We start from the raw sequence: 21988 nt of genomic DNA, 5'->3' as shown, positions 1-21988 counted from the left end.
GGTCAGTGCGAGCGGGCGCGCGGCGCCCAAGCCGTGGTGGGGGTAGGTGCGGCGGTCCGCGCGGTGGTCTGGGGCGGTGTGGTGGCCGGGATCGGCTGGCCGGGCTTCCACAGGCCGGGGGTGTCGCGGAGCCGGACGCGGGGGTCGGTGCTCCACGCGACGAGGGGACCGCGTTCTGTGCCGGGTGCGCTGATCACTTCGATGCCCTGCGGCTGCAGGACGTATCCCCAGTTCAAGCGGGACACCGTCCGCTCCGTGAAGATCAGCGGTGGCTCGGACGGCCGGTCCGGGTAGCGCTTGCCGGGCGCGTCGCGGCCTGCGGCAAGGTGCTCGCGCAGGGCTTCGGGCGTGCCGTCGAGGAGGTCGGTGCCGAGGAAGGACCAGCCTTCCGGCGCGTCGTCGATGAGGTAGGCGGCCAGGGCCTCGGTGTCGCCGGCGAACCGGTGCTGGTGGGCGGCGAGCAGCAGCGGCAGGTGATGGCTGGGATAACCGTCCCAGTGAACGTACGTCCCGGCGTAGCCGGTGGCGGTGGGACGGGCGATGAAAGAGCGGGTGGCCAGCAGTGCTCCAAGCTCGTGTGGACGATGAGTGGTTCAGGGGCGGCGGCGTGCGGGCCGGGTACCGCTGTCGGCGGCCCGGCGGTGCTGCTCGGCCACCACGGCCGTCGGTGCGGGCATGGTGCTGGACGGGGCATCGGCGACGGGTGCGGTGATGGCGGTGAGCGCGCGCTGGAGGCTGCGCAGGGCGGCGGCGTGGCCGAGCATGACGTTCAGTGAACTCTCGGCCGTGCCGGCCGTGCCGGGGCGGGGCGCGAGGCGGTGAATGTCGGCGAGACCGGTCACGGCCGTACTCAGGTGTGCGGCTGCCTGGTTGGCGTGTCCGAGCGCGGTGGCGAGTTGGACGAGGTAGGTACGTCCTGTGTCGGTGGTGGCGAGGGGACTGTCGGCCGACCGGAGCATCTCGCCTATGAGGCCGGAGGCGACGTTGTACAGCGAGACGAGCTGATGGAGCTGGGGCGCGAGGGCCGACTGCAGGCTGCCGGTCTGGGGCGGGGTCAGGCCGGCGGCGGTCTGCTGGATGCGGCGCTGCCAGTTGGCGAGCTGGGTGTGGACGACGGCGTCGTCGGCAGCACTCACCGGCGCCGCCCCGGACGCGGGGACGTGCGCGGCAGCGGCGGGTGGGAGCGCGGACCGTCGGCCGAGTGCACGATGATGCGGAAGTCACGACACCGCAGGCGCTGCAGGCTCTTGACCAGCTGTCGCCTGGTCTCCTCGGCGTTGAGGGTGTCGGGCAGGTGGCATTCGCCGGTGGCCGGGTCGAGGAGGAAACCGCCGTACGCGAGCAGTTCGATGAAAACGGGGATGTGACCGCTGCGGATCCGGGGACGCTGCCGGTCGTCGAGGGTGACGTGGACCTGGACGTGGCCGGGGCTGCTGCGCCGGATCGGGGTCGGCGACGCGAGGCGGTAGTCGGCGACCAGCCGACGGTGCAGTGAGGCGGCGGCCCGGACGGGGTCGGCGGACACGGAGATACCGCGCGGGGCCCGCAGCCCCTGGACGTGCTCGTGGCTGGTGTTGGCGGGCAGCATCGGCAGCACCAGGAACTGGTGCCGGCGGTGCGGGCGGGGCATGACGTACAGCTGCAGGCCGAAGTGATGGGTGAGCACGCTGCGCGAGACGCTGTCCGTTTCGAACGCGGCGTAGGGCAGGGGGCCGCTGTCCCAGATCCGGCCGCTGGCCGGATCGGTGGCGATGGGGACGGCCATCGGGTCGGGCTGCCAGCCGGGCAGGCGGTCGGCGAGCGCTCGGGTGAACTCGCTTACGTGCAAAGGAAGTTCCTAGGCGGGACGGTTCAGACAGTGGCGGTGGTGAACAGTGGCGGGAGTACGGCTGCCGCTGGTGCGCGGCAAGGGGCCGATGGTCCAGGGTGTGCGGGTCAGCGGGTGCGGGATGGAGCGGCTGATGCGGTCGGCGGGACCGGGACGGTCGCTGCTGGTGGCGTGCGGGTGTCGGCGCTGGCCCGCAAGTGCCGTGCGGCGTGGGCGAGTTGGGTGCGGCTCTCGCCGAGACGGTCCGTGAGGTCCTGGTGGGCGGCGGCGATGGCCCGGGCGCGGTCAGAGCCGGGGCCGGGAGGCTGGTGGGTGAGGTCGGCGAGGCGCGCGAGGTGGTGAACGGAGGCGCTGAGGGCGGCGAGCGCGGTACCGGTCGGCTCGGCGGCCTCGGCGAGCGTGAGGGTGACGCGGCGGTGGGCGGCCGTGGCCTGGTCGGGGTAATTGGCGGCGGCCCGGTGGCGCAAGGCGTGTTGCCCGGTCAGGTAGCCGAGCAGGCGACCCAGGTTGCGGACTTCGTCGTCGAGGATCTCGCTCAGCGCCGGATCGGGGCCGATCTGATAGGGGAGAGGGAGGTGGTCGGCCACGGTGTTGAGCCGGTCGGCCACGTTGTGCAGCAGCACCCGCTGATCGAGATCCGAGGGAAACAACTCCATGGCGCGCGGACGCAAACGGCTACCGCCGCTGGGCGGCGGAGGCGGCTGCGGGCGTGAGCGGGAGGGCCGGGGTGTTAGACGTCACTGAAAATGCCTACGAGTGCGGCACTTTGGGCAGCTTTGCGCCGACAAGATCGGTAAGCGTGCCTGCCGACGAAGAGGTGCAGATTTGGGGCGGCACCTTGCCGACGAGAGGGCATGTGAAAGGCCCTCCCGGTATCTCTTGGCCGAGCGCCGGGAGGGCCGTGTAGCGCGCGGAGGCGCTGTGCTCACGGTAGAGGTCGACCCGGCGCGGGTCGAAGTTCGCCTGGTGCGAGGCGAGTTGGTTTGTCCGGATTGCTCGGGCGTGTTGCGGCCGTGGGGGTGGGCACGTTCGCGTGTACTGCGGGACGCTTCCGGCGGTCCGGTGGTGGTGCGTCCTCGGCGGTCGAGGTGTGGGGGCTGTGACATGTCGCATGTGCTCCTTCCGGTGTTTGCGCTGGTCAGGCGGGCGGACCTGGCGGAGGTGATCGGGTCGGCCCTGGCGGCGAAAGCAGCCGGGGCCGGGGCCCGGTCGATCGCTGGGAGGCTGGGCCGCCCGGTCGAGACCGTTCGCGGCTGGCTGCGCAGGTTCACCTCCAGGGCGGAACAGGTCCGGCGGTACTTCACGGTGTTACTGGTCGATGCCGGTGTTGACCCGGCTCCACCGGGTCCGGCCCGCAGCGTGTTCGCGGACGCGGTCAGTGCGGTGCTCGGGGCCTGGTGGTCGATCGGATCGAGGTGGCCGCACGTCGGCACGGTGTCGCCGTGGCGGGTGGCCTGCGCGGTGTCCGGCGGGATACTGCTGGCGCCTTCCTGGCCGGTGGAAACGATCAACACGAGCCGCCCCTGACGCCACGCCGACACAGGCTGTCACCGTCACGCGTGTGTATTCACGCTGCGTGAGAGGGCTGGTGGCCAGGTGGGGCAGGAAGACCAGACACGGCTTGAGCGGGCTCAGGCGATCGGCCTGTTCCGCTACATGCTGATCAGAGAGGCCGCCGACCCGACGCTGTCGCGTCGCCAACGCGGCTCCCTGGTCCGGGAGTTGGCGGCTGTTCCGCATACCGATCCGGACGGGCGGTCGGTGCGGATCACCCGGTGGACGCTGGACCGCTGGATCCATGACTGGCGCGTGGGCGGCTTCGACGCCCTGGTGCCGTCCCCACGCCAGTCCCGGCCCCGGACTCCACCGGAGGTGATGGAGCTGGCCGCTTCCCTGAAGAAGGAGAATCCGTCGCGCTCGGCCGCTCAGATCCGCCGGATCATCGGCGCCAAGCTGGGCTGGGCGCCGGACGAGCGGACCATCCAGCGGATGATCGTCCGCGAAGGGCTGACCGCCCTGCAGGCTCCGCTGGCCCCCGCCGTGTTCGGCCGGTTCGAGGCGGACGGCCCCAACGAACTATGGACCGGCGACGCTCTGCACGGACCCATGGTCCAGGGCCGCAAAACCTACCTGTTCGCCTTCCTCGACGATCATTCGCGGGCGATCATGGGGCACCGCTGGGGCTTCGCCGAGGACACCGTCCGCCTGGCCGCCGCACTGCGGCCGGCCATGGCCGCCCGGGGCGTCCCGCGCTACATCTACGTCGACAACGGCTCCGCGTTCGTGGACTCGTGGCTGCTGCGGGCCTGCGCGAAACTCGGCGTCAAGCTGGTCCACTCGACCCCCGGCAGGCCACAGGGCAGAGGCAAGATCGAACGGTTCTTCCGCACCGTGAACAGCGAGTTCGTCGTCGAGATCGCCTCCGGTGACGGCGAGCCAGGACGGCGCATCGACAGCCTGCTGGAGATGAACCGCCTGTTCACGGCCTGGACCGAGAACATTTACCACCGGCGGGTGCACTCCGAGACCGGCGCCGCCCCGCTGGCCCGCTGGATGGGCGACCGCCCCCTCGCCGTCCCGAACCCGGCCGACCTCGCGGAAGCCTTCCGCTGGTCCGAACACCGCACCGTGTCCAAGACCGCACTGGTCTCCCTGCACGGCAACCGCTACCAGGTCGACCCCCAACTCGTCGGCCAGCGCGTCGAGTTGGTCTTCGACCCCTTCGACCTCTCCTTCCTGCGCGTCCGCCTCCAGGGGCAGGACATGGGCACCGCCCTGCCCTTCCAGGTCAGCCGGCACTCCCACCCCAAAGCCCGGCCCGAAACACCGGCGGAAGAGCCCCGCACGACGACCGGGATCGACTACCTCGGCCTGATCGACACCGCCCACACCGCCGAACTCGCCGCCAAGGTCAACTACGCGGCCCTGGGCGAGCCGATGCCCCCGGTCGTCGACCTCACCGACCTGCCCGGCGCATGACCCCCACCGCCAACTGCACGGAGGACCAGCGTGATTGAGAAGCTCCAGGCCCACTACGGATTCAGCCGCATGCCCTTCGGCCGCGACCTCGCCCCCGGCATGCTGCACCGCCACGCGTCCCACAACGAAGCCGTCGCCCGCATCACCTGGTGCATCTCCGAGCGCTCCATCGGCGTCGTCACCGGCGAGGTCGGCGCCGGCAAGACCGTCTCCGTCCGCACCGTCCTGCACGGCATCGACCCGTCGAAACACACCGTGATCTACCTGCCCAACCCCATGATCGGAGTCCGCGGCATCCACGAAGCCATCGTCACCGCCTTCGGCCAGCAGCCCTCCCACCTCGGCTCCCGCCTCACCGCCCAGACCGGCCTGGCACTGGCCGCCGAACGCGAAGAACGCGGCCGCACCCCCGTCCTGGTCCTGGACGAAGCCCACCTGCTGTCCTACGAACAGCTCGAAGCCATCCGGATGCTGACCAACACCGCCATGGACCAGGACTCACCGCTGTCCTGCCTGCTGGTCGGCCAGCCCACCCTGCGCAGAACGATGAAACTCGCCGTCCTGGCCGCCCTCGAACAGCGGACCGCCCTGCGCTACACAATGCCGGGCATGACCGCGAGCGAGACAGGCAGCTACATCAAGCACCACCTCGGCCTCGCCGGCCGCAGCGACCAGCTGTTCACCGACGACGCCGTCACTCTCATCCACACCACCTCGCGCGGCTTCCCCCGCGCCGTCAACAACCTCTGCCTCCAAGCCCTCGTCGCCACGTTCGCCGCAGGCAAGTCCCTCGTCGACGAGAAAGCCGCCCAGTCCGCCGTCACCGAAGTCCTCGACTGAACCATCCGGCACCTCACCGACCCACACGGCACCTCACCGACGACCGCCCCGCTGAGACCCCCTCGGCGGGGCGACCCCGTTTCCACTCATCGGCACCGTCAGCGCCGCGACCGTCGGCATTTTCAGCGTCGCCCAACAGGCCGGGGTCACGGTGGGGGTGGCTGGGGTGGCGTGGCGGAAATTCACGCCGATGCCCTGGGCCGTGAGCAACCGCACCACGGCGTGGAGGAACAGGGCCCGCTCGGCGCGGCTGTAGGAGGCCGGCAGGGCGAACGCCGCCTCGTGCGGGCGGTACTGGAAATTACAGATGTAGAGCACGTCGTAGGCGTCCTCGGGCACCGACTTGTACGGTGCGCCCACCACACCGTCCGGGTACCAGATCAGCGTGAGGTTCTGGGCAGGTTCGGGTGCGGGTTTGCGGTGGGGTGGCTCGGGCTGGATGTCCGCGTTGTGGCGTACCGCTTCCAGGGCCGCCTGGTAGCGGGGCAGGACGCGGCGGGTGACGTCGGCGGCGGCACGCAGTGGATCGCCGGGCACGACGATGCCGTTGGGCTCATCCACACCTGAGACCTGGTGGATCTTGAAACCGGTGGGTTCCATCGGGGCGACGAGGAACTCGTTGCCGCGTCCCACGGGCCGTTCGAAGACCACCAGCTGCTGGCTGTCTTGACCGTTGAGAAGGACGACTTCGACCGTGCGATCAAACCCTGTTGCCCACAGGACATGGCCGTTGTCCCAGACACGGTTCGTGAGGCAGGAGGGGTCGTGGTTGTCGATGTGTGCGTGGCTGGTGGCCCATGTGCCGGGCAGGCGGTCGGCGAGGGCGGTGGCGAAGGCGGACAGGTTGGTGGGAAGGGCTGGCATGGTTCCTGAGGTGTGGCGGCGGGTGGTTGGTGCGTCGCGTGGTCAGCGCCGTGGGCCGCTGTCTCCTGGCTGAGGTCCGGGCGGGGGCGGAGGCGTGCCGGGAGTGGTGCGGACCTGCTGCGCGAGCGCGTCGCGGTCCGGGGGCGGGTCGTAGTGCGCGCGCAGGATCTGAAGCTCGGCTTCGGTCGCCATGCGGAGGCGATGCGGCTGGCGGCGCCACGCAGCAACCAAGACGGTGACTCGGGTTCGGCTCCGCGGTTTTTGGCCTTCCACTTGGCGGCGGCGGCCAGCTGCTCGATGACCTCGTTGAGGAACGGGGCGACCGCGTCCAGCAGGGTGTTGAGGACGGTACTGAACTCGGCCGGCGTGTCGGCCGCGTCCAGCGCCCGGCGGAAATGGCTCAGGTCCGGGGCGGGAAAGGGCTCGGCCGGCAGCGCGTGGTGCGCGCGGAAGGCTGCCGCGTCGCGATCGGCCCAGCGGTACAGGTCGCCCCTGGTGGCGGATCGGGCGTGGAAGGCGCGGATCTGCTCGGAGGTACGACCGGCGTTGTCGTACAGCTCGAAAGCGGGGTGTTGCAGGGGAACTCCAGGTCAGTGGGAGCGGCGCGGTGTGGAACCGGGCATCGAGGCCGGGTCCGCGAGGGGCGTGTGCCGGCGGCGGGGCGGGCTCGTGCACTGGCGGAGACCGAGGGCGAGGGCGGCTTCCAGGGTGGGGGTGAAGGTCAGTCCGGCGCGGCGCAGGGTGCGGGCGGAGTCGAGGCCGCCGGAGTGCAGGACGGCCCGGGCGCCGACCGCGTGTGCGGCACGCGCGTCGTCCACGCTGTCCCCGATGACGAGGACCGGCCGGGATCGCAGAGCGTCCGGAAGGGCGGCGAGGTGATCGGCAAGAACACCTGCCTTGGTCCCGTCACGACCGCGTCGGCCGTCGATGCGGCTGAAATGGCCGGTGATGGCCAGCCGGTCGGTCTCCTCGACGAGCACGTTGTGCGGATACAGCGACAGGAGCGACTGACTGTGCCCCAACACCGTTGCCTGGCACAGGAGTTGTTCGGCTTCCGGGCGGAGGCGGGGCGGCCGTGAGCGCAGGAACACCGCGAAGTCGGCCTGAGCCTGGGCCCATTCGCCGTCGGTCAGCGGGCGGTTCAGAAGCCGGTCGTAGAAAGTGCGGATGGGGACGGTGTGCGTGGCCTGGTAGGTGGCGAGGTCGATGGGCGCCGCCCGCAGTCCCGTGAGGGTGTGGTTGACCGCGTCGAGGAGGTCGCCGACGTCGTCCTTGAGGGTGCCGTTCCAGTCCCACACGATATGGACGTACGGAGGCGTCTGGGGGAGGCGGTCTGTGGTCGGGTGAGTCATCGGCTCACCGGTGCATGCGGGTGTCATCGCGGGGTTCGATGAGGCGGCGGCCGGCGTGGTGGCGTCCGGCGTGCGATCGCTCGACCTGCGGGAGACGCATGTGCCGGTCTGCCCCCAGAGGGCAATGGCATGGGTCGCTGTAAAACACGAAGTGCCACATCGGAGAGGCCAAGACCGGACCGATGACGGCACGTACGGTGCCGGCCACCAGACCTGACTCCGCGTACGCCGCGACGACCTGCACTCCTGCGATCGCCCAGACCAGGAACTGCGGCAGTCCTTGACTCAGCCGGCTGCTGCCCCGTGCAGGGGAAGCCGTCAGGGCGCCGGCCACCAACGCGAGGGCTACCGCCACGACGAAGACGATTCGCTCCGCTGCGCCGGTCATGGAGAGATAGTGGCCGGCGAAACGCCAGTTGGTGTCGGCGGCGTAGACGGTGCAGCCCACTGCGGCGATGGCGACTGCCAGGGACGTGGTGGGGTGCCGATGCGGCCGAAGTGTCATCGGGCGTCACCGTCCTGGGGCCGCTCCCGGTAGAGGTCTGCCCCGTACCCGGCGACCAGAACATAAAGAACGACAGCAAAGAAAAGGATGAAAGGTGCCAGGGCGGACATCCAGGTGACGGCCACATCATCGAGCTGCCACAGCCTCCCCTGGCTCCGCCGTGTTCCCAGATGGCCGAGCGTGAGGACCGTGACACCACGCACGGGGATGGCAAGGAAGGCCATGGCCCATGCGTACACCCCCGCGTCGGACTCGTCGGATTCCAGCCGTACCGCGCTGAAGAGCGCGAAGGCGATGAATCCGTCGATGGCGGCAAGGAACAGGTACGGCAGAGGAGTCGGAGCGTGTGTCGTGGCCGGGAGTTGCTGGAGCAGCTCGAAGGCGAGCAGGTAGGTGCAGGCGAGGGTGAGGAACCCGGTGGCCGAGGGGCTCGTGGGCAGGCGCAGCCGATGCAGGGCTGAGGGTTCCGGCCGGTCCGGTGGTGCGGTGAGGCTTGGGATGAGGGTCTCCTTGTACGCCACGCGGGCGCTGGGTGTGGCTGTGATGGCCGCGACGTCGGCCTTCGTGAACCGTCAGCCGCGGTGAACTCGCGGGGGTTTCAGTGCATGCGGGCGTCGGTGTCGAACAGCGCCAGCTCGTGCGGGTGCAGGAGGTGCTGCACGATGAAGCTGCGCCCCGCCACTTTCCACAAGCCCCGGCCCCGGTTGAGGTGGGAGATCGCGTCGGTCTCCACCGAGGTCAGGCCCAGCAGGGCTGCTGCGGCGTGGAGTTGGTCGGTCTCCTGCCGGTAGATGATGCGGGTGGAACAGTCGGCGAGAAGACCTTCGGCCAGTGCCCGGCCGCGGGATCCGGCGTCGCCGGCGGTGAGCAGATCGGACAGGCGGTGGATCACCATCAGGTTGGCGATGCCCAGGCCGCGGCTCAGCTTCCACTGCGACTGCATGCGCTGCAGGAGGCCGGGGTGGCGCATCAGGCGCCATGCCTCGTCGTAGACGATCCAGCGCCGGCCGCCGTTGGGGTCGGTAAGTGCGGATTCCATCCATGCGGACGCACAGGTCATGGCGAGGACGAGGGCGGTGTCGTCGCCGGATCCGCCCAGGCGGGACAGATCGATGGTGAGCATCGGCGAGTTGGGGTCGAACGTGACGGTGCTCGGGGCGTCGAACATCCCGGCGAGGTCGCCGTGGACGAGGCGGCGCATGGCGTGGGCGAGGTCGCGGGAAGCATCGCCGAGGCGTCCGGACATGATGCCGCCGGCCGCGTCGAGTTCGTCGGGGTTGTTGAGGGTGGCGGCGATGTCGCCGAGCAGCGGGGTGCGGCCGGTGGCGGTGGCGCGGGTGACGACGGCGTCCAGGGCGACGTCGAGCCCGGTGTGCTCCATCGGCAGCAGGTCCCGCCCGAGCACGGTGCGGGCCAGCGAGCCGAGCAGCAGCAGGCGCCGTTTGCGGATCTCGCCCGCCCAGTCGGCCTCCGAGACGCTGTCGGGCCGCGGCGCCGCGTCCAAGGGGTTGAGCTTTCCGGGCAGGCCCGGCCCGAGCGCGATGGAGGTGCCGCCCAGCGCCTGCGCCACCGGCGTCCATTCGCCCTTCGGGTCACACGGGACGTAGACCCGGTATCCGAAACCGATCGACCGCAGCGCGAAGGACTTGGCCAGGGCCGACTTGCCCTGTCCGATCACGCCCGCGAGGAGCACGTTGGGGTTGGTGAAGCCCTCGATCTTGCCGTACAAGGCGAACGGGTCGAAGCAGAAGGAGGCTTCGGCGTGGACGTCGCGACCGATGTAGATGCCCTCGGCGCCGAGGCCGCCTTCGGCGAGAAACGGGTACGCGCCGCTTGCGGTGGCGGTGGTCATGCGGTGGGCGGGCAGCTTGAGCCTGTTGTGGCGGGAGGACGCGGGGCCGGGCCGCCCGGCTGGCGGGAAGAGGGGCGGCGATATCTCCCGTTCCTCCACGCCGGCACCGTGGGCGGGGGCGGCTGCTTCGGCGCGGGCCTTCGCGGCGGCCTCGGCGAGCTGCCGGCGGGCGGCTTTGCGGGAGGTGCGGTCGGCGTGGTGCGGAGTGAACAGGGGGCTGGCGCTGGCGCGCCGGGCGCGGCGCGCGGGCCGGTGGCTCATGACGGGGCGGCTTTCACGGGACGGCGGTCTGGACCCGGTGCGGGGGTCAGACGACCGGCGAGGCGGTGAACAGAATCGGGCTGCGGTAGCTCTTGCCGTCGCCGCTCCAGTCCAGCTGGATGTAGCCGTCGGCGAGGTAACGGCCGGAGCCCGCACAGTACTTGAGGGTGCCGGTCGCATAGGAGCCGTTGCCGTGGGCGCTGCTGTGTTCGAGCGCGCGCTCCAGGCCGGTGTAGGCGGCCGTCGTTACGACCGGGTCAGTGCCGCGGACGCTGTGCTTGGTCTGGAGCTGGAACTTGGCCTTGTTGAAGGTGTAGGTGCTGTGCTGGGCCGCCGAATAGGGGCCGTCCCAGTACACGGTGGCGGTGGTGTAGATGTAGCCGCCGGACCGCTTGGCGCACAGGGTCACGTCGAAGTCCCAGTTGTCGGAGTCGGGTCCGCTGTAGCTCGGGTCGTCGACCGTGGCGCTGCTGGTCTTGCAGTGGTAGCTGGCGGCGGACGCCGGGGCGGCGGCGGCCAGTGCGGCGGTGCCGCCGAGCGCGGCGAGGACGACGGCGGCGGAGGTGGAGCGCTTCAGGGTGCGCATTCAGGGCCTTTCGGTGGTGCGGGGTTACTGGCTGCAGGTGGTGGTGTGGCCGTGCAGCGGGGTGTTGAGGTCGCGCGGGGTGGTCTTGCGGCGGATCACGTGGCCCGCGGCGAGGTGGCGCTGGCAGATGGTCAGGACAGGTGGCCCCTCGGGCAGCCGCTCGGGGTGGCACTCCGTGTCCGTCGGGGTCTTGTCTGCGACGGGCAGGACATGGAAGGCGTCGTGCACCGCGGCGGCGGCCTGGAACAGCCGGGTGCGCGCGGTGGCGATGTGCCGTCCGGCGGCGGGATGCGGCGGCCGGGTGGATTCGGCGAGCTGGTCGAGCAGATGGTGCAGCGCGGTCAGATGGGCGTGCAGCACGTCGAGGTGCACGCGGTCCGAGGGTGATGCGGTGTGCTCGGCGTGTGGGGTGAGGGCGCGGGCGTGGTGGCGGATACCGGCGCTGGCGGCCCGCAGGTACGGGTGCGCGTCGCCGACGGGAAGAGCAGAGGTCACAGGGGAGAGTTCCTTCCTGCCGGGGCGGCAGGACGTCGGCCGGTGCCGGGGCGGGGGTTACAGGGCCGTCCGGGCGAGCGGGAGGGCGCCGAGCGTGAAGGCATCGGGCTGTTGGAAGAACAGGCGCCGCAGGTCGACCTGGGCGGTGACGGCGGCGGTCTCGATCTGCGCGCACGCGGCATCCAGCAGGGCGTCGGTATCGGCGGACACGGTGAGCAGTCCGGTCAGCGCCACGTCGGCGTGCCCGGCGATCAACTGGCGCTCGCGGACCTTGACGTCGGCGTATTCGACGGAGTCGGCCTCGGAGTCGACCTGCCCGCGCCGCGAGCGCTCGCTGGCGTCGGCGATGATCGATGCCTTCGTGCGCTGCACGTCGCGCATCGCGGACTCGAGCCCCTGCGGCACATAGATAAGGGAGAGGGCGCGGCGGACTCCGGCGGTGAACATCAGGCCGTGAAGGAAGCCCGCCGAGGTTTCGGTGCGGGGCCAGTCTTCGACCCAGTAGGTCGTGTGCCGGGCGGAGTCGGTGGCGAGCCGGTCGTACTCCTCGACCTGGACCACGGGCCCGGCAGCAGCCGGGTCGGCCTCGGCCCGGCCGGCGGGGGACCACTGCTGTAGCGCGGACAGCGCCTTGGGATCGTAGGCGGTGCGGATGACGGCGGCGATCTCGCGGGCGCTGAGCCAGCCGGTCACCGTCAGGCCGGCGCTGCGTGCGGCCTGGGCGATGGCGGAGGTGGTCTGTTCCATCACGGTGAAGGCGCCGGGCAGTCCGCCGCCGGCCTGGCTGATGAGCCGTCGGGCGGCCTTGAGATCGAGGGAGATCGCCAGGTATGCCTCGTGCGGGGCGGCGGCAGGTCCGGCGGAGGCGACCAGCTCGCTGTAGACCTGTCCGGCGACCGGGGTGTCGGGGCGGCCGTGCTGGCTCCAGTGCCGGGCGAGGGTGTCGCCGCTGTCGGGGACGGTGCGTTCCAGGACCTGGACGGTGGCGACGTGTCCGGTGCGCGAGATGCCCGCCAGGGCCCGACCCCAGCTGCTGACGTTGTGGTTCTGAGCGGCTGGGTCGAGGAGCGCGAAGGCGCGTGAGGAGACGCGGGCGACGGCGGTCAGGGTCTGGCCGTGGGGGTCGTGAACCGCGGCGGCGCCGTTGGCGGAGTCGCCGGGGGTGACCACCTTCAACGAGGCGGCGGTGCCGGGCAGGTGCAGGACGCCGTCCTGGCGTGGCCGGGAGGCAGGCCGGGTCAGCCACAGACTCTGGCCGGTACGCCGCCGCCGCGCGAAGCGCAGGACGATCGGCGCCCAGTCGATCAGCGAACGGCCGTGCCGGCGGACAGCGACAAGAGCCGCGACCGCGGCCCACAGCGGCGTCAGGACGATAGCGGCGAGCAGCCCGGTGGTTACCACCGTGACCAGCAGGAGCGCCAACGCGCAGGACACGAGCACGAGTTGGGGCAGGGAGAGGCCGAGCAGGATGCCGCGCCTGGACCGGTGGGGGAATTTGACGGTGAGCGGTTGGACGGTGAGATCAGACAAGGGTCGTTCCGATGGTGCGCAGGGCGGTGGCCGGGGCGGCACGCGGCGAGGAATGCGCAGCGCGTACCGCCCCGGAGGCGGGCAAGATCACAGGCCGGTGGGCGGGGGCGGCGGTGTTCCGGTGCCGTTGGAGGTGCCGGCCGAGTCCGGCGTGGGCGGGGTGCCCTGCGGCGGTGGCGTCGAGGTGGTGGCACCGGGCTGCGACATGAAGCCGCTGCCGCCGTTGGAGGGCGATCCGGAACCGCCACCTGGCCCGGGTGCACCGCCGAACTGACTACCTGTGTCGTCACGGGGGCTGGTCGGCGGAGGCTGGACGGCCTTGTCCAGGCCGCTCTTGCTCCCCTCGACCCCGGACGACGGGGCGTTTGAGCTGCCGCCTTCCTTGCCGGTGCCCGGCGTGGGGTTGGCGGCGATGTCGCCGGGGAAGCCGCCCGGCACCGCGTCCGGGCCCTGGGGAGCGGCGCCTGCTCCGGCCGTGGCACCGCCGGTTCCGGCGGTGGCGACCGCGGCGGCGGCCTTGCGCCCGGCGCGTTCGGCGTGTTGACGGGCCATCTGCGCACCGGCTCCGCCGGAGCGGTGCAGCGTCTCGGCGTCCGAGCCCTCGGAGGCGGCCCAGTGCACGAACTTGAACGTGGCATACGGGCACAACAACACCAGCGCCAGGATGACGATGCCGGCCATCACGTCGGCGAGGGCGGCGATACCGTCCTTCGCCTCGGTCTTGCCCATTGCGGCGATCCCGAGAACGAAGATCACGGTCATAAGGAGCTTGGAGACCACGAGGGTGGCGGTGGCTTCGATCCAGCCCTTGCGCCAGCGTCGGGCGACCTCCCAGCCGCCGCCGGCTCCGGCGAAGACGGCGAGGGTGACCATGACGAGGATGCCGACCTTGCGGACCATCATCACGCACCAGTAGAGGATGGCGCCGATCGCGGCGCCGACACCGACGAAGACCGTCACGAGCCAGCCCAGGCCGGACAAGGAGGCGATCTGGCCCACCTTGACGATCCGCCGCACCGCCGTGGCGATGTCCAGATTGGCGGCTTTGAACAGCCCGTCGGACAGGGCGTCGACGACTTCGATAGCGACGGTGGTGAAGGCGATCGCGGTGAACGCGAACAGCACGCCCGTGGTGGTGCCGGTGAACGCCTGTGCCAGCGCCTGGCCGTCGCGGCGGATCGCCGCGCGCACGAGCTGGGCGCAGAACGTGGCGACGAGGACGACCAGACCGATCGGCAGGATCATCTCGTAGTTGTCGCGGAACCAGCCAGCGTTGAGGTCGACCTTGGTGGTGGTGTCGACTGCTTCGGCGGCCAAATCAGAGGCGGCTGCGGCGAGTTCGCCTGCGCTCTTGGCCATCCAGTTGCCGATGGCGGCGCCCGGGTCGGAGGCGAAATCCACGGCGTCACCCACCGCGCAGAGTTTGTCCGCGAGGGGAAGGTCGCAGAAGCCCAAAGGGGGGTCTCTCCTTTCTCAGGTAGGTGTGGGGCGTGTCAGGGCACGACGGTTGGGGCGATGGCGACCAGGGAGCAGTTCGCGTTGGGGCGGCACTGCACGGCGAGGGTGATGGAGCGGTCCTCGGCTCCGGCCCCGCCGTTCTTCCAGGCGATCTGCTGCTTGCCGGTGACGGTGACGGCGTAGATGTACGCCTCGGTGATCGCCGACGGATCGTCCGCCAGCGCTTCCTTGAAAGCCGAGGGGTAGTGGGCCTCCGTGACGGTGGCGGTGGCGTACTGGTCCTGGTCGGCCATCCGCGACCACAGCACCGGATCCGGCACCTGCGCGGAGATCGAGGACCAGTCGGCGTACTTCGTCTCCGACGTCAGCCACGTCTTCAGCCCGGCGAGCTGCTGATCGTGGCTGGTGGTGTGGGTGTCGTACGACCACAGCGTTGCCGCGGCGGCCTTGGCGAAGGCGACCGGGTCCGCCAGCGGCGGCGGCTTCGCGACCGAACCGGCACCGGCCGTAGCCGTCGGGCCGGCGGACGCGGAAGCGCTGCTGCTCGGCTGGGAGGTCGGAGCGGCGGCCCGGCTGGCACCGGCTGTGGTGCGGCCGGTGAGCAGGGCGACGGCGGCGGCGAGGGCCAGCAGGACGGCGAGGCAGGCCGCGACAGCTGTGATGCGCTTCCGGGGCGACCAGCCGAGACCGTAGCCGGACAGGGCGGGGAATCGTTTCGGCATCAGTGGACCCTCAGAATGGAGCCGGTCCGGGAGGACCGGGTATGGCTGATCAGTGGATGCCCTTGATGGCTACGCAGGTGTGGACGCCCGGTCCTTCGGGACGCTCCGACTGGTGATTGAGAACTGCGACGATCGCTCTTGAGGGTCCTGTCGGCGGAGTGTTCCTCGGGCCACGTGATTGATGGGCACGAAGGAACGGAGCACCCCGAGTGACGGACCGCAGCGCACGCATATGGGTCGGCATCGATGCCGGCAAGGCCCATCACTGGGCCATGGCGATCGACACCGACGGCCAGGTCGTGCTGTCCCGGAAGGTCGTCAACGACGAGACCGAGATCCTGCAGCTGATCGCGGCGGTGTGCGAAGCGGCCGACGAGGTGTCGTGGGCGGTGGACATCTCCGGCCGGGCTTCGACGCTGCTCCTGACCCTGCTCATCGGGCACGGCCAGAACGTGGTCTACATCCCTGGCCGCACGGTCAACAGGATGTCGGCCGCCTACCGAGGCGAGGGAAAGACCGACGCGAAGGACGCGCTGGTCATCGCTGACACCGCGCGGCTGCGCAGGGACTTCGCCTCGCTCAGCCTGCCGGACGAGCAGGTGGCCACGCTCCAGCTGCTGACCGCGCACCGGGCCGACCTGGTCGCCGACCGGGTGCGGCTCATCAACCGGATGCGGGACACCCTGGTGGGCATCTGCCCCGCCCTTGAGCGGGCCTTCGACTACTCCGCCTCCAAGGGCGCGGTCGTGATGCTCACCGAGTACCAGACACCGGCCGCGCTGCGCGGCATCGGCGCCAAGCGGCTCGCCACGTGGCTTGGCCGTCGCAAGGTCCGCAGGGCCGACGACGTTGCCGAACGAGCCATCGAGGCGGCTCGAGCCCAGGCCACCGTGCTGCCCGGCGAGGACCGAGCAGCACGGCAGGTGGGCGCGATCGCTCGCCAACTCCTGGGCGTCGACGAGCAGATCAAGGACACCGAGCGGGAGATCCGCGAGGTCTTCCGCAGGGACGAGCGTGCCGCGGTCATCGAGTCGATGCCGGGGATGGGTCCGATCCTGGGTGCGGAGTTCGTGGCGATCGTCGGTGACCTGTCCGGGTACGCCGACGCTGGACGTCTGTCGTCGCATGCGGGGCTGGCCCCGGTGCCACGCGACTCGGGTCGCCGTACCGGCAACTTCCAGCGGCCGAAGCGCTATCACCGGCGGCTGCGGCATATCTTCTACTTGTCCGCGCAGACGGCGATGATGAGGCCCGGCCTGTCGCGTGAGTACTACCTCAGGAAGCGAGCCGAGGGCCAGACGCATGTCCAGGCTGTACTCGCGCTGGCGCGGCGCCGAGTCGGGGTGTTGTGGGCGATGTTGCGCGATGGACGGCCGTATTCCGGCGGTCCGCCTGTGGTCCAGGGGGCTTGACTTCATCATTAAGACACCTGCGATCCCAGGGCGGAGAAGAACGCCACGATCCCGTTCGCGGCGCCGAGACCGAGGGCGGCGCCCGCCGCGACGACCGCGCCCTTCTTGCCGTTGGCCTCGGCCTGGTGGCCGCCGGTGTGGTGGCCCCACGCCCACACGCCGAGGGAGACGGCGAGCGCGCCGACCACGGCGACGATCGCGAACAGGTTGATCGAGTTGACGACGTTCTTGAGCACGGCGAGGCCGGGCAGGCCACCGCCCGAGGGCGTGATGCCGGGGTCGTAGGCCAGATACTGCACGGGTTCGAGCAGGTGCAATGAGGCTCCGTAAGTTGTTGGGCGGCCCGGGAGGGCCGGATGTGGCTGAATGGGGCTTGCCTTCAGTGGCTCCCAAGGAGTGGCCGTCCGGCTTTCTTGGGCACCCTGGCTACTGATTGAAAATCGCGGATTAGTCGCTATTTACGGAGCTGATGGCGGGGTGTCCCTCGGGTCGACGGAGTGCCGTCCGGAACGAGGAGGGGCGAGTGAACCAGCAGCGCGACCGGCTGTGGGCCGGCATCGACGCGGGCAAGGGCCATCATTGGGCTGCGGTAGTCGACCAGACCGGCGCAACGGTGTGGTCGAAGAAGATCGACAACGACGAGGCCGCGATCCTGACGGCAATCGGCGAGATCCTGGACCTTGCCGACGACGTCAGCTGGGCCGTGGACATCTCGGGCACCGTCTCTGCGCTGCTGTTGGCTCTGCTCGCGGCCCACGGCCAGGAGGCCGTCTACGTGCCGGGCAGAACGGTCAACCGCATGTCCGGCGCCTACCGGGGCGAAGCCAAGACCGACGCCCGCGACGCCTACGTCATCGCTGAAACTGCCCGCCACCGAAGGGATTTCACCGCCATCGCGGTGCCCGCCCAGCTCGCCGCCGAGCTGGCCCTGCTGACCGCCCACCGATCCGATCTGGTCGCCGACCGGGTGCGGAGGGTCAACCGGCTGCGAGACGTGCTCACCGGCATCTTCCCCGCGCTGGAGCGGGCCTTCGCCTACTCGTCGCAAAAGGGCGCGCTGGTGCTGCTGACCGGGTGCCAGACCCCGGCCGCGATCCGTCGTCGTGGTCGGGCGCGACTGACTACGTGGCTGACCCGCCGCAGCGTGCGGGGCGCGGACGCTGTGGCAGCCACCGCCCTGGAGGCCGCCGAAGCCCAGCACACCTCGCTGCCCGGTGAAGATGTCGCCGCCCAGATCGTCGCCGACCTGGCGGTTCAGATCCTGTCGTTGGACGACCGGATCAAGCGCCTCGACAAGCAGATCAGCGAAGCATTCCGGACGCACCCCCAAGCCGAGATCATCGAGTCTGTGCCCGGCATGGGGCCGATATTGGGAGCCGAATTCGTCGTCGCCGCTGGCGACATCACGTCGTTCGCCGACGCCGGGAACCTCGCCTCCGCGGCTGGCTTGGTGCCCGTCCCACGGGACTCCGGACGTCGGACCGGCAACCTGCACCGGCCCAAGCGCTACAGCCGCCGTCTGCGCCGGGTGTTCTACCTGTCGGCGCAGACGAGCATCATCCGCGAGGGACCCAACCGGGACTTCTACCTCAAGAAGCGCGGCGAGGGGCTCAAACACGTCCAGGCGATCATCGCCTTGGCGCGCCGACGTGTCGACGTGATGTGGGCGCTCCTGCGCGACAACAGAGTCTTCACCTCCGCCCCGCCGGTCGCGCAGGCGGCTTGACTCGGTCATTGAAACTCCTTGGGCGCGCCGAAGCCCGGCGCGCGGGAATCACAAAAGAGGGAGGGGTGAGGCAACTGCCTTGAGATGGAGGGCCGGCCGCCGGGCGAGGAACGGCCGACCCCGGTCGACGCTCGTGAAGGGGTGGCGCGTTCTGCGCGGCAGCGGCGCCGAGAGCGCGGAAGATGCCGGGGGTGTCCCGGGCAGGGCCGGTGCGCGTGGCTGCCGCACTGTAGGTTCCGATTTGACTTGTCGTCCGGTGTCGCGCTGACCTGCGGCTTTGGGCGGCCGTCCAGACGGTTTGTCAGCGGATTCGTCCAGCCGATCTGTCGGATTCCTCAGCTGGACGGTTGACCTGGGGTTTTCCTGGTCCTGATGACAGGTCGATGACAGATCGTCCGGACGGTGACAAATTGAGCCGGAACCTACACGCACCCCGACGGGGTCAGATGACGCGGCGCGCGGCCAGGATGTGCCAGTCGGCGAGGGGCGTGATCCGGACTGGTTTTCCCGTTCGGGGTGCCTCGATCGCGAGTCCCGAGCCGATGTACATGCCGACGTGTTCGGGGCGGGCGGCGCTGCCGCGGGCGAAGATGAGGTCGCCCGGCTGAAGGTGCTTTGTGGAGACGGCTTTGCCCTCGTTGATCTGCGTGTACGTGGTGCGGGTGAGGGTGATGCCGGCGTGCTTGTACGCCTGCTGGACGAGCGAGGAGCAGTCGCAGCGGCCCATCGGGTCGGTGCCGTGCGGCGCGGTGCAGGTGCCGCCCCACTGGTACATCGTGCCGAGCTGCTTCAGCGCCCAGACGATGGCCTTGGCTGCCGTCGGATCGGCGTTCGTGGGGATCGAGTAGCCCTTCGGCACCGACCCTTCCGGGATGGTGCCGTACCCCGAGCCGTCCTCCGTCGCCGCGCAGGACTCGGTGCCGGTGGCGGTGTCCGTCTCACTGGTGTCCCGGCTGGCGTCGGGGAACGTCGCGGCGATCGCCTTCTGCAGGGCGGTCGCCAGGTCCTCCCATTCGGCGTAGGCGGCGGGGTATGCCGAGCGCTGGACCTGCTGCGCGGCCTGGGCGACGGTCAGCTGCTGCCACCCGTCCACCGCGAGCAGATGCTTGTAGAACTGGGTGGCGGCGTAGACAGGATCGCGGATCTGAGTGGCGGTGCCCCAACCCTGGCTGGGGCGTTGCTGGAAGAGACCGAGGCTGTCGCGGTCGCCGGAGTTCAGGTTGCGCAACCGCGATTCCTGCATCGCGGTGGCGAGCGCGATGATCTGCCCCCTCTTCGGCACGCTCAGGCCGATCCCGGTCGCCACGATCGTGCGGGCGTTGGGGATCTGTTCCTCGGGCAGGGACAGGCCCTCGACGTGGATGTCCTTGGTGTCCGCGCCGTTGAGGATCTCGGTGACCTGCTCGACGACCGTGTCGGTGTCGACGTCGCCCGCGCATGCGAGGGAGGACGAGACGCTCTGGGCGGCCTCGCTGCTGGTGGCCATGAGCATGGCCGTGCCGGCGAGGAGGAAAGGGGAGAGGACGAAGACGCCGATGCCGGCGGCCAGGCCCCTCAACCGGGGATGCCTCCCGGCAGGCGGTCACGGCCCGGAGGCCGGAATGCGGGCAGGGGTGGGCAGAGCGATGACATCACGAGGTCCTTGGTGAAGTCCCGGCGGCGCGTGCGTCGTTGAGGAAAGGGCGCGACGGCCGGGTGGTGGGTAAATCGGGGCCCGGGTGCACGTGCGCGAGTTGCCGCTCGCACCGGCACAGGGGTGTCGGGTCAGGTGTGCCAGGACATGCGGATACCTCCACGAGGGCGGGGGCGGGGATGCGCCATCGGCTGTATCGGCCGGGCAGTTCCAAAACAGTAAGGGCGGATCCCCGGTTGCCGAAATCGTTGGTAACCAAGGCTTGGTTTCGGGGTCCTCGGCGGTGATAGCGCTCAACCGGGGATCGTGCCCTACAGTTTTGACTCCTCCCCTCGCCCCTCCCGCTGCGCGGACCCGCGGTGCCTTCCTGCCCGCATTCGGTCCCGCGGGTTATCCGGGTGGGCTGGAGAACCTCCCCCGCATCTCACCCGACCCGAATTGGGGTATCTCTTTGCCTTTTTCCCTGCATCAGGGCGACGCGCTCGGCGTCCTCGCCCAACTGCCGGACGACTGCGTCGACTCCGTCATCACCGACCCGCCGTACAACAGCGGCGGGCGGACGGCCAAGGAGCGCACCTCCCGCAGCGCGAAGCAGAAGTACACCTCCGCCGATGCCGGGCACGAGCTGCCGGACTTCACCGGCGAGAACATGGACCAGCGCTCCTACGGCTTCTGGCTGACCCAGGTCATGACCGAGGCACACCGGCTCACGAAGGTCGGCGGCACGGCGCTGCTGTTCACCGACTGGCGGCAGCTGCCGATCACCACGGATGCCATCCAGGCCGCCGGCTGGCTCTGGAGGGGCGTGCTTGCCTGGCACAAACCCCAGGCACGCCCCCAGAAGGGGCGCTTCACCCAGAACTGCGAGTTCATCATCTGGGCGTCCAACGGGCCGATCGACGCCGCCCGCAATCCCGTCTACCTGCCCGGCCTCTACAGCGCCTCGCAGCCGTCGGGCAAGAGCAGGCAGCACATCACGCAGAAGCCGGTCTCCGTCATGCGGGAGCTGGTGCAGATCTCACCGCCGGGCGGGACGGTGCTCGACTTCACCTGCGGCTCGGGCTCGACGGGCGTCGCGGCCCTGCTGGAGGGACGCGACTTCATCGGCGTCGAGAAGACCAAGCACTACGCGAAGATCGCCCATGAGCGGCTATTGCAGACGATGCAACAGACCCTGACCCAGGATGACTTGACCCTCACTTCCTGATCCCGTTGTGCCGTGCGGATCGGCTTGTGGTGCGTGGCCCGACACGCCCTGCCGGTGGCGCGCTTCGCGTTATAGCAGCCAAGTCCCGGTTACCGAAACCGGGGATTATCCGGATGGTTTGAGTCGCCATTCACGCCCGACGGCTGCGGCTCAAGGAGGCCCCTTTTCGTGCCTGAATCCATAAACCCCTCGCAGGGCGGGGGGACGGACCCGGTCCGGCTGCCGGACTCCGACCTGGAGAGCGTTTCGGCGAGCGTCCGCAAACTGCTGGAGCAGTCTGCGGAGCAGGCCCTCCAGCTCGACCACCTCGCCTCCGCACCGTTGCCCCCGGACATGCCGTTCGGCGCCTTCGGCATGCCGGGGTTCGCGGGCCTGCCGCCGCAGGCGGCTCCGCCGGAGCCCCGCCCGATCCTGGAGCTGGAGGGCGAGGAGTACGAGGACGAGCTCGACGCGTTGTCGGACTGGGTGGACGATTACCTCGTCCGGGTCTACGGGGCAGAGGTCACGACCGCCGCCCCGTGGTGCGAGCAGTGGCAGGAACACGCCGACGTCGTCGCCTGGCTCCACGCCCTGTGGCTGGCCTACCAGCAGCACAAGGATCCCGAGGCCGGACTGTCCGGTTTGTTCGTGTGGCACCGGGATTTCCTCACCCACGCCATGGCCGCCGTCCGGGCGGCCGGAGGTCCGCTGTCGGCGTGCATGACCGATCCGGACCGGCCCGCCCACCGCCTGCTGCCC

At 70.3% G+C, this 21988-nt stretch carries 24 protein-coding genes; 7 read left to right on the top strand and 17 right to left on the bottom strand.

What is annotated here, in order from left to right; genetic code table 11:
• Positions 1 to 2: 2 nt before the first annotated feature.
• The 4 genes from AC31A1_RS21725 to AC31A1_RS21710 form a co-directional block, all read right to left on the bottom strand.
• The gene (locus AC31A1_RS21725) at positions 3 to 245 is read right to left on the bottom strand and encodes a hypothetical protein (RefSeq protein WP_489654904.1); all 243 of its coding nucleotides are present in this window, start codon (positions 243 to 245) and stop codon (positions 3 to 5) included.
• A gap of 348 nt (positions 246 to 593) precedes the next feature.
• On the bottom strand, positions 594 to 1136 hold the full coding sequence (locus AC31A1_RS21720; RefSeq protein WP_489654903.1) for a hypothetical protein: 543 nt from the start codon (positions 1134 to 1136) through the stop codon (positions 594 to 596).
• The gene (locus AC31A1_RS21715) at positions 1133 to 1828 is read right to left on the bottom strand and encodes a hypothetical protein (protein WP_489654902.1); all 696 of its coding nucleotides are present in this window, start codon (positions 1826 to 1828) and stop codon (positions 1133 to 1135) included. The genes AC31A1_RS21720 and AC31A1_RS21715 overlap by 4 nt, the downstream gene beginning before the upstream one ends.
• Before the next feature lie 107 nt (positions 1829 to 1935).
• On the bottom strand, positions 1936 to 2484 hold the full coding sequence (locus tag AC31A1_RS21710) for a hypothetical protein (protein ID WP_489654901.1): 549 nt from the start codon (positions 2482 to 2484) through the stop codon (positions 1936 to 1938).
• A 448-nt stretch (positions 2485 to 2932) separates the two neighbouring features.
• Between AC31A1_RS21710 and AC31A1_RS21705 the strand changes: the two genes are divergently transcribed.
• The 3 genes from AC31A1_RS21705 (at position 2933) to AC31A1_RS21695 (ending at position 5647) form a co-directional block, all read left to right on the top strand.
• Positions 2933 to 3355, top strand: coding sequence for a hypothetical protein (locus AC31A1_RS21705; RefSeq protein WP_489654900.1), 423 nt, complete (start codon positions 2933 to 2935; stop codon positions 3353 to 3355).
• A gap of 69 nt (positions 3356 to 3424) precedes the next feature.
• Positions 3425 to 4807 (top strand): transposase, encoded by a 1383-nt coding sequence (locus AC31A1_RS21700; protein ID WP_489654899.1) that lies wholly within the window; start codon positions 3425 to 3427, stop codon positions 4805 to 4807.
• 30 nt (positions 4808 to 4837) lie between these two features.
• Entirely contained in the window at positions 4838 to 5647 is an 810-nt protein-coding gene (locus tag AC31A1_RS21695) for an ExeA family protein (RefSeq protein WP_470459376.1), read from the top strand.
• 33 nt (positions 5648 to 5680) lie between these two features.
• Here AC31A1_RS21695 and AC31A1_RS21690 read toward each other — a convergent pair whose 3' ends face one another.
• From AC31A1_RS21690 to AC31A1_RS21640, 11 genes are all read right to left on the bottom strand, one after another.
• A complete protein-coding gene (locus AC31A1_RS21690) occupies positions 5681 to 6511 on the bottom strand; it encodes a hypothetical protein (RefSeq protein WP_489654898.1) in 831 nt (276 codons plus the stop codon).
• A 42-nt stretch (positions 6512 to 6553) separates the two neighbouring features.
• On the bottom strand, positions 6554 to 6703 hold the full coding sequence (locus AC31A1_RS21685) for a hypothetical protein (protein WP_489654897.1): 150 nt from the start codon (positions 6701 to 6703) through the stop codon (positions 6554 to 6556).
• A gap of 398 nt (positions 6704 to 7101) precedes the next feature.
• Positions 7102 to 7863 carry an HAD family hydrolase gene (locus tag AC31A1_RS21680; protein WP_489654896.1) on the bottom strand — a complete coding sequence of 254 codons (762 nt, stop codon included), beginning with the start codon at positions 7861 to 7863 and terminating at the stop codon, positions 7102 to 7104.
• A gap of 4 nt (positions 7864 to 7867) precedes the next feature.
• Complete coding sequence (locus AC31A1_RS21675; protein ID WP_489654895.1) at positions 7868 to 8368, bottom strand: hypothetical protein; 501 nt, start codon at positions 8366 to 8368, stop codon at positions 7868 to 7870.
• The gene (locus AC31A1_RS21670) at positions 8365 to 8889 is read right to left on the bottom strand and encodes a hypothetical protein (protein WP_489654894.1); all 525 of its coding nucleotides are present in this window, start codon (positions 8887 to 8889) and stop codon (positions 8365 to 8367) included. Before AC31A1_RS21670 ends, AC31A1_RS21675 begins: the two co-directional genes overlap by 4 nt.
• 77 nt (positions 8890 to 8966) lie before the next feature.
• The gene (locus AC31A1_RS21665; RefSeq protein WP_489654893.1) at positions 8967 to 10481 is read right to left on the bottom strand and encodes an ATP-binding protein; all 1515 of its coding nucleotides are present in this window, start codon (positions 10479 to 10481) and stop codon (positions 8967 to 8969) included.
• Positions 10482 to 10527: 46 nt separating this feature from the next.
• On the bottom strand, positions 10528 to 11067 hold the full coding sequence (locus tag AC31A1_RS21660; RefSeq protein ID WP_489654892.1) for a hypothetical protein: 540 nt from the start codon (positions 11065 to 11067) through the stop codon (positions 10528 to 10530).
• Positions 11068 to 11091: 24 nt separating this feature from the next.
• Positions 11092 to 11562, bottom strand: a complete 471-nt coding sequence (locus tag AC31A1_RS21655; RefSeq protein WP_489654891.1) for a DUF6238 family protein — start codon at positions 11560 to 11562, stop codon at positions 11092 to 11094.
• Between the two features lie 57 nt (positions 11563 to 11619).
• Positions 11620 to 13092 (bottom strand): SCO6880 family protein, encoded by a 1473-nt coding sequence (locus tag AC31A1_RS21650; protein ID WP_489654890.1) that lies wholly within the window; start codon positions 13090 to 13092, stop codon positions 11620 to 11622.
• 87 nt (positions 13093 to 13179) lie between these two features.
• Positions 13180 to 14547, bottom strand: coding sequence for an SCO6881 family protein (locus tag AC31A1_RS21645; protein ID WP_489654889.1), 1368 nt, complete (start codon positions 14545 to 14547; stop codon positions 13180 to 13182).
• A gap of 38 nt (positions 14548 to 14585) precedes the next feature.
• On the bottom strand, positions 14586 to 15272 hold the full coding sequence (locus tag AC31A1_RS21640; RefSeq protein WP_489654888.1) for a hypothetical protein: 687 nt from the start codon (positions 15270 to 15272) through the stop codon (positions 14586 to 14588).
• Positions 15273 to 15481: 209 nt separating this feature from the next.
• On the opposite strand from AC31A1_RS21640, the gene AC31A1_RS21635 reads away from it, so the two are divergent.
• Positions 15482 to 16684 carry an IS110 family RNA-guided transposase gene (locus tag AC31A1_RS21635; RefSeq protein ID WP_489654887.1) on the top strand — a complete coding sequence of 401 codons (1203 nt, stop codon included), beginning with the start codon at positions 15482 to 15484 and terminating at the stop codon, positions 16682 to 16684.
• An 8-nt stretch (positions 16685 to 16692) separates the two neighbouring features.
• On the opposite strand, the gene AC31A1_RS21630 is transcribed toward AC31A1_RS21635, so the two are convergent.
• The gene (locus tag AC31A1_RS21630) at positions 16693 to 17001 is read right to left on the bottom strand and encodes a DUF6112 family protein (RefSeq protein ID WP_489654886.1); all 309 of its coding nucleotides are present in this window, start codon (positions 16999 to 17001) and stop codon (positions 16693 to 16695) included.
• A 206-nt stretch (positions 17002 to 17207) separates the two neighbouring features.
• Between AC31A1_RS21630 and AC31A1_RS21625 the strand changes: the two genes are divergently transcribed.
• Positions 17208 to 18410: an IS110 family RNA-guided transposase gene (locus tag AC31A1_RS21625; protein ID WP_489654885.1), complete on the top strand. Its 1203-nt coding sequence runs from the start codon at positions 17208 to 17210 to the stop codon at positions 18408 to 18410.
• A gap of 442 nt (positions 18411 to 18852) precedes the next feature.
• Here the strand turns inward: AC31A1_RS21625 and AC31A1_RS21620 are convergent, their stop codons facing one another.
• Positions 18853 to 19968 (bottom strand): C40 family peptidase, encoded by a 1116-nt coding sequence (locus tag AC31A1_RS21620; protein ID WP_489654884.1) that lies wholly within the window; start codon positions 19966 to 19968, stop codon positions 18853 to 18855.
• A 526-nt stretch (positions 19969 to 20494) separates the two neighbouring features.
• Here AC31A1_RS21620 and AC31A1_RS21615 point away from each other — a divergent pair.
• Entirely contained in the window at positions 20495 to 21250 is a 756-nt protein-coding gene (locus AC31A1_RS21615; RefSeq protein WP_489654883.1) for a DNA-methyltransferase, read from the top strand.
• 267 nt (positions 21251 to 21517) lie between these two features.
• Positions 21518 to 21988: DUF4913 domain-containing protein (locus AC31A1_RS21610; protein WP_489654905.1), on the top strand; the 471-nt coding region annotated here is incomplete at its 3' end.

The organism is Streptomyces sp. P5F9 (assembly GCF_057961495.1).
This window is presented reverse-complemented; position numbering and strand designations above follow the sequence as displayed.